Below are 12,403 nucleotides of genomic sequence, written 5' to 3' on the forward strand. Positions count from 1 at the left end.
TCGGTATTTTTCTGTCGACGCTGGTCAACCACTTTGCCGCCGCCTGGCTAGGTAATTGGGCCGTTGGCTTGATGAGTCCGGAACTGGCCCGCTACTTAGTCGCCGCTTCATTTTTTGCTATCGCTCTATGGGTATTGATCCCGGACAAGGTCGATTGTGAAGAGAGCCGCTTCTACAAGATGGGGCCTTTCATTGCCACTTTCATTCTGTTTTTCATCGCCGAGATGGGCGACAAAACTCAAATTGCCACTGTGGTATTAGCGGCCAAGTATGATGCTCTGGCTATGGTCGTCATGGGCACCACCTTAGGCATGCTTATCGCCAACGTCCCTGTGGTCATAGCCGGCAACTTCAGCGCAGAAAAATTACCCCTTACCCTGATCCACCGAGGATGCGCGGTATTGTTTGCACTACTGGGTGTAGCGACACTATTGTTTTAGCCATAAAAGTAAAAAGGCTCTAGTTCATAGGAACTAGAGCCTTACCTTTTATCTATTAGCTTCTTTTATTACCAGCCCAACGCCTGCTTGATACGCTTACCGTAATCCGCATCCGCCTTAGTGAAATGCTCGACCATGGTCTGCTGCACATCCATAGTCGTCTGACTCAAGCTGCCACAGATAGTGGTGATCAATCTGGCCTTCTCTTCTTCTGGGAAAATACGGTACAGGTTACCCGCCTGAGCAAAGTCATCCTGATTATAACGGCTGTATCTATCGGCTTCACCATCGAGACGCAGTGCTGGCTCGGCAAATGTACTGGGCTCTACTAATGCAGACTCGGTGCTGCTTGGCCCGTAGTTTGGACTCGCATCACCACCGGTTTGGCTGCCGTTATAGGGGCATTGAGTTCCCGCCATGGCACCGGCGCGTTGGTGGTGATTGGCCTTAGTAGCATGTGGGCAGTTCACAGGCAGCTGATTATAATTAGTGCCAATTCTGTATCTCTGTGCATCGGCGTAGGCGAACAAGCGAGCCTGCAACATCTTATCCGGTGAAGCACCCACGCCAGGTACTAGGTTACTCGGGGCTAATGCGACCTGCTCTACTTCGGCGAAGTAGTTCTCAGGCATGCGATTAAGCTCAAGTTCACCAATCTCAATCAGTGGATAATCGGCGTGTGGCCATACCTTAGTCAGATCGAATGGATTGATATGATAGGTGTTGGCATCGGCTTCCGGCATAATTTGCACCTTAACCGCCCAACGAGGGAAGTTACCGTCAGCAATGGCCGCGACCATGTCACGTTGAGAAGAGTCAGGATCTATCCCTTTAAGGATGTCGGCCTGCTCAGGGGTCAGATTCGCTATGCCTTGCTTAGTCTTGAAATGGAACTTAACCCAGAAACGTTCGCCTTTATCATTCCACAGCGAATAGGTATGTGAACCATAGCCATTCATCTGACGATAGTTAGCCGGAATGCCGCGATCCGACATCAAGATGGTCACCTGATGCAGGGCTTCGGGATTCAATGCCCAGAAATCCCACATGGCTTGTGGATCTTTCAAATTAGTCTGCGGATTGCGCTTCTGGGTATGAATAAAGTCGGGAAACTTGATGCCATCACGCAGAAAGAAGGTCGGAGTGTTATTGCCCACTATGTCGTGATTACCACGAACCGTATAGAAGCGTAAGCCGAAACCACGAGGATCGCGCTCGGCATCGGCCGAGCCCATCTCACCGCCTACGGTCGAGAAACGAATGAAGGTTTCAGTTTGCTTGCCTAGACCATTGAAGTGATCGGCAATAGTGTAATCGCTCATGTCTTTGGTCAGGGTAAACGTACCGTAAACCCCAGTGCCTTTGGCATGCACTACGCGCTCAGGAATACGCTCTCGGTTAAAATGAGCAAGTTTTTCTAACAGATGAAAGTCTTGTAATAGTACCGGGCCGCGCTCACCTGCCGTCATTGAGTTTTGATCGTCCGCAACAGGCGCGCCATTTTGGCTGGTTAAGTAATTAGCTTGTTTAGTCATATTGTTCTCCAATGCTTTTTATTCATTAATCTTCTAATTCAGGCGTACTGGTCGATTAGTTCAACCAGTCCTCGATAACATCAAATATTGTGGCCATAGATATTCATCCATTTCGCTTTAAGTTAGGCCCCTTATCTCAAGAAGCCTTTACATAAACCCTGTCGATGAGTACATACTAGTTCAAAAATGAAATCCTAGAAAACGATTAAAATAGATTAACCTAACTCAATTTATAGATTAGAAGCGAGAGAGATAACTGACAGATATATATCTTGTTCAAGGTGCTAAAACTAGAGGGTTAACACAGAAGCACTAACACTATTTTCCATTAAAAACAGTCGGTTGAAACGGTAAATTAAAAACAGGCGAGTTAACCCAGAAAATGACAGATGTTCATTAGAGATATGAACACCTGTAATACAACAAGAGCCGGCTAACGTCTACAGTTAGCCGGCTCTTGTTATTCACCTCAAGGCTTCTAATTAGCTCAATACTGTCTATCAGGATCAGAACGATAGAGAGCTCAGCGCTGACGATTCAGCTCAAGGCTGGGTGCTAGCTCAAGGCTATCTATCTAGCTCAAGGCTGTTGGTTAATGGCCTTTTCGGCCTTATAAATTTTGACGATATAATAAGCATCGATCAATACAATAAAAAAGTTGACCAAAGCCACAGGTAAGGCATCAATGGCCAAACCATAAGCGACAAAAAGGCCAGCACCGATCAGGTTCCACCAGCGTAACTTTTTAATATTCGACATCATCAGCGAGATGGCTACAACCGCAGAGGCTAAATAGCCGACCCACTCCCAAATTGTTGCACTATCCATTTTACCTATTCCCCACAGCCCACAATCGATTCAAAACTACATGACAAGTTTAGTGCATTAAAGCCGGTATCACTAACGTTTAACCACGGCTGCAGTCATGCGAGAGATACAGCAAAGCTCACCACCGCTGTTATAGATAAGTATCTCCCACACTGAGCTTCGCTTACCTAAATGCACAGGCTTTGCCGTTGCCGTTAAGGTGCCATTTCTAGATGCTTTAAGATGATTGGCATTGATCTCTTGGCCGACACAGTAGTAATTTTCAAAATCTACGGCGAAGTTTGCCGCATAACTGGCAACCGTCTCGGCCAATGCCACATTGGCTCCGCCGTGGACGATTCCCAGAGGATTATGGACCGCGGGAGAGGCAGGCATAGTTGCCACCATATAGTCATCCCCAATTTCGGTGATCTTGATACCCATAGTTTGCATCAAGGTGCCCTTGCCATGCATGCCCGAATCCATTTTGGCGCAATCTTCCAAGCTCACTGGTCTAAACCAAATACTCATCACTACATCCCTTCTTTTGATAATTAAGCCACAGTCTACTGGCTAGCGCTGTAAGTTTAAACAGGTAAGAGGAGTTAAACGCTATGGCTACCCCAGCGGCCAAACCATCTCCAACAATCTGATGATAACTGACATACATTTGTTATCGATGAAATCATCAAATGTCGCCAGTTTATACAATTTCAAACTGACTCGATTAATCTGCCTCTCAAGGCATGAAATAGATTAAATTTTTATAGAGAATAAAAAACCGCCTCTAATGACTTAAAGGCGGTTTATGATTAACAATGAGTCAGCACAAAATTAGTGCTTACGACGACGTAGACCCAATAATGATAATAGTCCCAGACCCAGGTAACCTAACGAACCACCATCATCTTTCTTAGGTTCAGGAGCGGGTTCTGGCTGAGGTTGAGGCGCTGGGTAGCTTAACGCAATGATCACAGGATCATGATCCGAAGAGCTAAAGGCATTCTCTGACTTCTCTAAGTCACCCGAATATTGGCCTGGGTACTCGAAAAGGTTAGATTCGACCGAGTTGATGTTCCAGTCTTGAATAGCCACTAGCTTGTCAGCCACTGCAGTATTAGCCAATGCATGATCTAAGTTTCCCTGTTCACCACTGTAGCTATAACCAAAGGTTGCGGGTCCATGTGCTTGGGTATTTAGATTGATCAGACCAAAACCTTTCTCAATCTTGCTGCCTTCACGCTCATAAACTTCACCATTGAGGGTCGTCCATGAAGCCGTGACAATTTCACGTTTCGCGGTAGCGGCATCGTAGTCTGTCAGTACAGCAATGGGATCTTCCATGCCATATGCGTTCATATCACCGATCACTAACAAGCCGCCTTCGACGTCTTTGAGTGACTCGCCCAGTACTTTAGCTGCCGACACACGAAACTCATTACACTTGCCTTGCAAGTCTGCAGGATCTTTACTCTCAGAGAATTCGAGCCAATCTTCCAAACAAGCTGAGCCCTTAGACTTAAGATGGTTAACGACAACGGTCAACTTCTCATCATGGATCTGGAATGTCTGCGCCAAGCTGTGACGCTGATACTTATCATAGCTTGGGCTATCTGTGATCGTGCCTTCCTCATCACGAGTGGCAATACCCGCTACGGCGTGCTGCTCTGGGGTTGCGATAACAAACGCATCACCGACAGGCTTCACGGTACTGGGACGATATAGCAGACCGACAGTGATCGCATCACCACCAATAAACTCACCTTGGTACTTATCTGCATCGCTGACTTCGATAAACGCATAGGCGTCTGCGGCAGGTAGCTCGGCATTGATGGCATTCAACAAATACTGAATCGAGCTATGCTCGCTGAAACCATTGTTTTCGATCTCCATCAGGCCAATCACATCGGCATTCATCTCTTTAATCGCAGTCACTATCTTAGTACGCTGCAACAAGTAATCATCCAGAGAATGTGCGCCTCGACCACAACCACGGCTCGCATCTGCATCGGCCTGATCTTTACAGGTTGGATTCAGTGGACCACCAACATCGCTATCACTGGTAAACAGGTTTAACACGTTAAAGCTAGCGACCCGGATATCACCTTGAGTCGCCGCTTCGGGAGATTCGATACGGTCATTGATACGAATGAAGTCACCGGCTGTGATTTCGTTGGTGACCACCAGACGCGGAGCACCATAGCTGTAGCTCACGACACCAGTTATATTGGTAAGCTGATCACCAATACGGATATAACCCGTCTCGGCGTTGAACGTGGGGAAGTAAGGCACCTCACCATTCTTAGCCTTGTGATCAGACTCTACGTAGAGCTCATTACCACGATTAGATTCTTGTAGAGCAATCGCCTCTTCTGAGAGAGGGGCGAACACTTGAGTCGGCTTCATCAATGGAGCTTTATGAGATAGCACCATGTTATTTCTTCTGCCAGCATAGTCATAACTGAAGCTACGAGTGATCTTCATGTCACTACCCGCATCTAGCACGATATTCATGCCTTCATAACGATTAAGTGCATCACCTAAAGACTCGCCATCGGCCATGTAGAATGCTGTAGGAGCCAGGATCTCGCCCATTTCGCCAACAGCCATCTTTTTATCGGCTTTGATATCGACCTGAGTCAGTCCATAGAAATCTTTGACTTTACCTTGGACACAAACCTCTACCCCAGGTTGGATCTCATCACCTGGTGCTTCACCCAGATAAACAAACACGCCATCTGAGGTGTACGGAGAGTTATCGCCATTAATGTCTTGCAGATAGAAACCTTTGAACAGGCTCTCACCACGGGCAGTAACCACACCAGTTATAGTGACCTCATCTGCAGACTCAAATTTTCCTTCTTCAATCAGTGGACTGACTCGGCCAACACCTTGCACGTCATAAATAGGCGTCAGTTTTTCACCGACACAGCTAAAGGCTGGTACTTCAGGTTCAGAAGTGCCCCCACCAAAATCACCTGTTCGAGCACCTAAGCCACTGAATAGATTTTTAGATTTAACTGTCCATTCATTTTCAACATAACTGGCATTGGCACTAGTGACTGTGGCTTTACGCTCAACAGAGACATCTTTTGCCCAATCACCTGTAGTACCGACTTCACCAAAAAGATCGACTAACTCAGTGCCTTTCAAGATGCCGACCTTATCATCGCCATTGAAATAGATACTGGCTTCTTGTGAATCGACAGCACCATCTAATGCGATAGCATTGTCTTTGTGATTGTTAGTGATGACCTTGATAGCGTTAGGTGCCAGGCTTCCACTCAGATCCAATATCGTCTTAGGCGTTGAGTCACCTTTTGAGTAGTAAACTAGCGAGTAAGCAGTAAGATCGACGGCTGTCGACCCTGAGTTGTAGATTTCTACGGCCTTGCTATAGCCTGAACCTTCTACATATTCACTAATGATCACATCGGCGCTTGCCATCATAGGCAGAGCCGCGGCGATAGACAGTGCAAGCACTGACAATTTTTTAACATTACCCATTTATTCAACCCCATTATTATAATATTGCCGCTAACTTCTATTAACGTGCCGGGGGATTCTTACAGACTTGGATGATAAAAAAAAGATATCTAAATCACATTAACGATTTACAACCACTTGTAAAACAAAGAAAAAACAAACATTATTTGACGTAAATAAGAACAGATGGTTCAAGGTGGGGCTTAAGTGTGTCAAAATCAAATGCTTAATCAAGAACAGGCATTATAACCAAGGTCAAACACCAATTTATCAAGCCGTGACAGTTATTTACAATAATCAGAATAAAAACCTTCGAATTAGAATGAATTTTATACAGGCCTAGTTAATCAGCCTTAACATTTTGGTTTATAGGCATAAAAAAACGGCCGTTGAGACCGTTTTAGGGTGTTCCGTTAGTGACTGACGCTCAAAATATCTCTCAGTCACAGGGCTTAGTAATTAGTGGCTCATTAACCTGCTAAGAACAAAGTTCAAAATGACTCTGATAGGTTTGCGCCCATCTTAATAACTCCACACGATTACGTGATTGTGTCTTCCTGAAAATAGAGGAGATATGTGCCTTCACCGTGTGTTCACTGATACAGAGTCTATGAGCGATCTCTTTATTTCTAGCACCACTAGATACGAGCTGAATGATGGTGCGCTCTCTTTTCGTCAACATCTGCAACATGGCAGCGTTATCTTGGGAATATTCGTTGGTACTGTCTAAACGACTGACCAATTGACGGAACACCTTACTGATCAGAGTCCTGTCATACCAAAGCTCATCGGCCACCATCTTTCTTAAACCTGTTAACAAGAGATCCATACGCTGATCGGCATAGAGTAAACCACGAATCCCTAACAACAAGGCAGATTCAGGCTCAAGTTTCTCACGGTTAACCTGATAGAGTGCGACGGGGACATGGGACACTAGCCGAGATGCCAATAAGGGGATTCCCTTACTGTCTAAGGCGGCTCCCTCCTGCTCGATCAGATAGAAGCTGTTATTGCCTCTCTCAGGCTCTAGCTCAGAGACCTGCTTCACGATACGTGTCTTTAGCCCTATAGACTCGGCCAAAATAGCCAAATGACATGGCGCAGCGACTTGATGCAAGAACACCAATTCATCAATCTTACTCATTCACTTCTCTCCCTGAAAAGTTTACTTATTCTCTGTAAGGGGGGGTGGTCAATCTTCCCTATCAACCAGAATGATTACAATTTTGAATCGTTTTAGTAGCTTCGATTAAATCCGACTGTAACACCATAGTAAAAAAGTATTAACTAAATGTAAACATGGCGAAAAGTCTGTTTTTATCGATTTTAGCTATTAAAACCTTATACAATTAGATTATCAAAGCATAAAAAACACTCAAACTTATACTAGATAAAATAATTCACTAGTTAGCCTTGCAATGTAGTCAGCTGTGAATCATGAAACCTAGCCAGTGTAACTAGGCAGATTATCGCCCCCACCAACGCCATGCCCATATCTGATTGGGTATCCCAAATGTAACCTTGGGTCCCTAAAAATGCTTCCGCATCCTCCCCCGTTAACAAAGCCACCCACCACTCGATCAATTCATAAAAAGCAGAAAACGCTAGGGCGAAGCACAATGACAAGAAATTACACCAAGCGCCACGTTTCACCACGTCTAATCGAATGAAAATTTCACGGGCCACTAAGGTAGGCACAAACCCTTGAGCAAGATGCCCCAGCTTATCGTAATTGTTTCTGTCTGAGTCCGTAATGTCGGCGATCCAGTCAAACAGAGGCACCTCAGCATAAGTGTAATGGCCTCCAACCATAAGTATGACGCAGTGAACCAATATAGAAACATAAGCCAAAGGCGTCAGTGGAAAGCGCTCTCGAGTCAGAAATAAAACGGGCAAGACGACGAGAGCAGGTAACACCTCCAGAAACCAGGTGAACTGATCTTTAGGCTCGATAGCTGACCAAACCAACAGCGACATAAAAATCACTAACCAAATATGCTGTTTATTCAAAATAGGAACCTCATATGCAGATAAACTCTATTGTTTTGATATAAGAATAATAACTTCAGCCATCCAGCCCTCCACAGTGCATAAAAAAAATGCTACTTTGGTCGGGCAATTGACTGTTTACAAAAATAACATAATACCAATAACCGAAGAAGGTACCTAAATCATGGCGAAACATTCGCTGGACAAGGATAAGATCAAGATCCTGCTGTTGGAAGGCGTCCACCAATCTGCGGTTGATGTATTTAAACGTGCAGGCTACAGCAATATCGAATACCACAAGGCATCTCTCGGGGAAGAGGACTTAGCCACAGCGATCAAGGATGCGCATTTTGTCGGCCTTCGCTCCCGCACCCAGATCACCGAAGCTGTGCTAAGCCAAGCCGAGAAACTTGTCGGTATTGGCTGTTTCTGTATCGGGACAAACCAAGTTAACCTAAATTTTGCTGAAAAACTTGGTGTCCCGGTTTTCAATGCACCATTTTCAAACACTCGTAGTGTTGCCGAGCTAGTGCTAGGTGAGATTATTATGTTATTTCGGGGTATTCCACAGCGCAATGCCATGGCACACCGAGGTGGATGGCTTAAGAGCGCCGTAGGCAGTTTCGAAGCCCGCGGTAAGACCTTAGGTGTTATCGGCTATGGTCATATTGGTACTCAACTCGGTATCTTGGCCGAGACGCTCGGCATGCGCGTGATCTTCTTCGATATTGAAGATAAGTTGCCACTGGGTAATGCCCAGCAAATTCACTCGATGCAAGAGTTAATGTCTCTCGCCGATGTCGTCAGCCTGCACGTACCCGAGACGCCGCAGACCCAAGAGATGATTGGTGAAGCCGAGATTGCCTATATGAAGCAAGGCAGCATCTTAATCAACGCCTCTCGCGGCACAGTGGTCGACATAGATGCTCTCGCAGCGGCCATCCGCAGTGAAAAACTCGCGGGCGCTGCTATTGATGTGTTCCCAGTTGAGCCTAAGTCTAACAATGACGAGTTCTTCAGCCCGCTACGCGGCCTGGATAACGTCATCCTGACACCGCATGTGGGCGGCAGCACTCAGGAAGCCCAGGAAAATATCGGTATTGAAGTGGCAGGCAAGCTAGCGAAATACTCAGATAATGGCTCGACCATGACTGCGGTCAACTTCCCGGAAGTGTCTCTGGCTCAGCATAAAGACACGTCTCGCTTACTGCATATTCACCACAACCGCCCCGGTATACTGATCAAGATTAACCAAGCGTTTGCAGAGAAAGGCATCAACATCGCCGCCCAGTATCTGCAAACTACGGCTGAAATTGGTTATGTGGTGATGGAGGTCAATTCGGATCAAGCCGAACAAGCTTTGGAACAAATGAAGGCCATCGAAGGCACCATCAGAACTCGCTTACTGCACTAAATACCAGTCTGCGACTAAAAATTAATAGCCCGCATAATGTTATCAATTATGCGGGCTATTTCATTCCAAGCTTTTCTAAGCAGTATCAAGATCGCCGCTCAACATAAGTGCCTGCAAACTACGGCGGAAATGGGTTATGTGGTGATGGTGGTCAATTCGGATCAAGCCGAACAAGCTTTGGAACAAATGAAGGCCATCGAAGGCACCATCAGAACTCGCTTACTGCACTAAATATAAGCGCTAAGCTTACTCTTATGGGGTAATAGCTGACTAAAGGCAAGTCTCCCCTTAGATAATAGCCCGCACAATTTTTTCAATTATATGGGCGATTTATTTCCGCTTGTTTAGATTCGAGTTACAATCAGATCTTTCCAGCCCGTTTATTCCTAGGATCATGATATGACGCTTTCCGTTTCTCAGCCCAGTTGGAACTTGAATGACCCAATTCCATCGTTATTCTTCTCTAATTTATCCCACTTGGGACTAATGAGCGTGACGGGTGAACAAGGCCGCAGCTTTATCCATGGACAAGTCACCACAGACATCAGCTCCTTAGAAAACGACCAATGGCGCTGGGGAGCCCACTGCGACCCCAAGGGCAAGATGCTAGCCAGCTTCAGAACCTTCGTCCTCGAAGATGCCCTCTTCATGATGATGCCATCCGATATCTTGGCCCTAGATCTACCTCAACTGGCTAAATACGCCGTATTCAGCAAGGCCGATCTGGTCGATGTTACCGACAAGTTTTTACTATTAGGCGTCGCCGGTGAACAGGCGCAAGCTTGGGTCAACGAGCGTTTCGGCCCTGCCGACAATACGAGTATCGACAAAGAAGTCACCGAGATCCCTGGAGGCCTGCTGCTTAAAGACAATGACCGTTTCATCATAGTGATGGACAAGGACATCGCAGCGCCCTTGCTCACCTCTATCAGTCAAGAGATAGTCGATGCCAGCGCTTGGCAGGCACTGGAGATCCAATCCGGTTACCCTAACCTGGCAGCCTCACATCAGAGCCAGTTTGTGCCTCAGATGTGTAACTTGCAGGGCATTAATGGCATCAGCTTCAAGAAAGGCTGTTATATGGGCCAGGAAACCATAGCCCGGATGAAATATCGCGGTGGCAATAAGCGCGCCCTGTATATTTTAAGCGGCACCAGTAGCGAAACTGTCAACCTGCAAACCAGACTAGAGCTAGCCTTAGACGATGGCTTCAAGAAAACCGGCACCATAATAGAACTGGTGCAATCCGGCGATCGAGTCTTGCTGACAGCCGTGCTACCTAATGACACAGAAAACAGTGCCAAGATTAGAATAGCAGGAGATGAAACTTCATCGCTGACGATCACGCCACTGCCGTATTCGCTTGAAGATGAGAGTTAAGACTAAACAATAAGCGATAAGCGGCGAGTTGCGAGTTGCGAGTTGCGAGTTGCGAAAATCATAGATAAAGGCGCACTGCCAAAGCCAAATTAATGAGCTGAGTGCGCCTTTTTCTTGCTCTTGCTTCACCCTTGTTTTACCCACTTATTTTACCCTGGCAATGCCCACTTGTTTTAGGAGAATAAGTCAGATTATTTATTAGCTTCTATACCCAATCATCCCAAATCGGACACTCACTCTTGTAACCAGCAGATCTAACCTCAACCGAGAAACAAGTGCTACTCACCAAACTTAAACATGAACTTAGTGACCTAGAGCAGCAAATAGAATCAATCCATCAACGCAGCGCCCGGTTCAGTTCGACCAGCAAGCAGTTGGGCGAATATCACGCATCGATGCCATCCAGCAGCAACAGATGGCACAAGCGGGTGAAGTGCTGATGCGACCGCCTACTGCGTATCAAGCAGATTTTTCTCGAACCCGAAGAGTATGGGTTTTGTCTCGAATGTGGTGAACCTATTGGACTCGGTAGGCTCACGGTACATGCTATCGCAGAGTTATGTATTCAATGCCAAAGTGAGGCTGAGAACTCATAGATGGTTCTCTTTTATCTTTACTTAAACCCTATCTGGTATTGGGTGGCAAATTTGTAACTTTGAACGCTACTAGACGTATTGCTTATCACCAAAGGTGACATACCTTTCCAAACTTCGTTTGGACGAAAGTCGTGAAATTCCATTCCACACCGGGCAAGGAGGACTGCTCGTCCTTATCCTCCTTGCATCCACCATGACGCCCCGGCGAAGTTGTTACCCTACGTTTGTTTTTGAAAATACTTAACGATTCCGATGGGGCATCCAGCCCCCCGAAACCTAGTCTCACATCCATGTGAACCTCACAGTATTTTCTGCAACTCACTCCGGCAACTTCCAACGGGGACAAGTTGTAGCGTTAACCCCAACTTGGAGTAAACAAACTTAATTTCCTCCCTTTGTAGTGATTTAAATGCTTTATTAAACCTCCGTAAATTACTCATCTGTTGCCCTTTATAATAAGTAACGTATCAATTTACTTAGCATTTTTTATTTTTATTTTTTATTTTTTATTTTTTAAATACTCGAGGGGTAAACGGAATGAGTAAAGTAATATGCACTCAAAGCTTGATCTTGTGTATTTCATCAAACTAACTCAATAGATAGCCCCCCTCCCCCGTACTCTATAAACCTGCCAGTTCGACACTTTCCCGTTGGAAATTGCAGAGAGGCGTTGAAAAAACTAGTGTGGAACTCACATGGATGTGAGTTTAGCTTTCGGGGTACAGGATGTACCATCGGAAGCGTTAGCTAGTTTCG

General features: G+C 45.9%; 10 protein-coding genes and 1 pseudogene. 5 read left to right on the plus strand and 6 right to left on the minus strand.

Annotation, left to right across the window (positions count from 1 at the left end; translation table 11 throughout):
• Positions 1-440 (plus strand): TMEM165/GDT1 family protein (locus HRU42_RS13520; protein WP_295031852.1); only part of this gene is annotated, 440 nt, incomplete at its 5' end.
• 68 nt (positions 441-508) lie between these two features.
• Here the strand turns inward: HRU42_RS13520 and katB are convergent.
• From katB to HRU42_RS13550, 6 genes are all read right to left on the minus strand, one after another.
• Complete coding sequence (gene katB, locus HRU42_RS13525; RefSeq protein ID WP_295031853.1) at positions 509-1,975, minus strand: catalase KatB; 1,467 nt, start codon at positions 1,973-1,975, stop codon at positions 509-511.
• 579 nt (positions 1,976-2,554) lie between these two features.
• Complete coding sequence (locus HRU42_RS13530; RefSeq protein ID WP_295031854.1) at positions 2,555-2,803, minus strand: hypothetical protein; 249 nt, start codon at positions 2,801-2,803, stop codon at positions 2,555-2,557.
• A 72-nt stretch (positions 2,804-2,875) separates the two neighbouring features.
• The gene (locus HRU42_RS13535) at positions 2,876-3,313 is read right to left on the minus strand and encodes a PaaI family thioesterase (RefSeq protein ID WP_295031855.1); all 438 of its coding nucleotides are present in this window, start codon (positions 3,311-3,313) and stop codon (positions 2,876-2,878) included.
• A gap of 303 nt (positions 3,314-3,616) precedes the next feature.
• Positions 3,617-6,289, minus strand: a complete 2,673-nt coding sequence (gene exeM, locus HRU42_RS13540; RefSeq protein ID WP_295031856.1) for an extracellular exonuclease ExeM — start codon at positions 6,287-6,289, stop codon at positions 3,617-3,619.
• Positions 6,290-6,746: 457 nt separating this feature from the next.
• The gene (locus HRU42_RS13545) at positions 6,747-7,412 is read right to left on the minus strand and encodes a response regulator transcription factor (RefSeq protein WP_295031857.1); all 666 of its coding nucleotides are present in this window, start codon (positions 7,410-7,412) and stop codon (positions 6,747-6,749) included.
• A 263-nt stretch (positions 7,413-7,675) separates the two neighbouring features.
• Positions 7,676-8,278, minus strand: a complete 603-nt coding sequence (locus tag HRU42_RS13550) for a DUF2238 domain-containing protein (protein ID WP_295031858.1) — start codon at positions 8,276-8,278, stop codon at positions 7,676-7,678.
• Positions 8,279-8,441: 163 nt separating this feature from the next.
• Between HRU42_RS13550 and serA the strand changes: the two genes are divergently transcribed.
• The 4 genes and pseudogenes from serA to HRU42_RS13570 all read left to right on the plus strand — a co-directional run bounded on the left by serA (position 8,442) and on the right by HRU42_RS13570 (position 11,647).
• Positions 8,442-9,671, plus strand: coding sequence for a phosphoglycerate dehydrogenase (gene serA, locus HRU42_RS13555; RefSeq protein WP_295031859.1), 1,230 nt, complete (start codon positions 8,442-8,444; stop codon positions 9,669-9,671).
• 84 nt (positions 9,672-9,755) lie between these two features.
• Positions 9,756-9,902 (plus strand): annotated as a pseudogene (locus HRU42_RS13560) (phosphoglycerate dehydrogenase); the annotation flags it as partial.
• A gap of 168 nt (positions 9,903-10,070) precedes the next feature.
• Positions 10,071-11,051: a tRNA-modifying protein YgfZ gene (gene ygfZ / locus HRU42_RS13565; RefSeq protein ID WP_295031860.1), complete on the plus strand. Its 981-nt coding sequence runs from the start codon at positions 10,071-10,073 to the stop codon at positions 11,049-11,051.
• A gap of 467 nt (positions 11,052-11,518) precedes the next feature.
• Positions 11,519-11,647, plus strand: coding sequence for a TraR/DksA C4-type zinc finger protein (locus tag HRU42_RS13570; RefSeq protein WP_295031875.1), 129 nt, complete (start codon positions 11,519-11,521; stop codon positions 11,645-11,647).
• Positions 11,648-12,403 lie beyond the last annotated feature (756 nt).

The sequence above is a fragment of the Shewanella sp. genome (genome assembly GCF_013214165.1).
Taxonomy (GTDB): Bacteria; Pseudomonadota; Gammaproteobacteria; order Enterobacterales; family Shewanellaceae; genus Shewanella.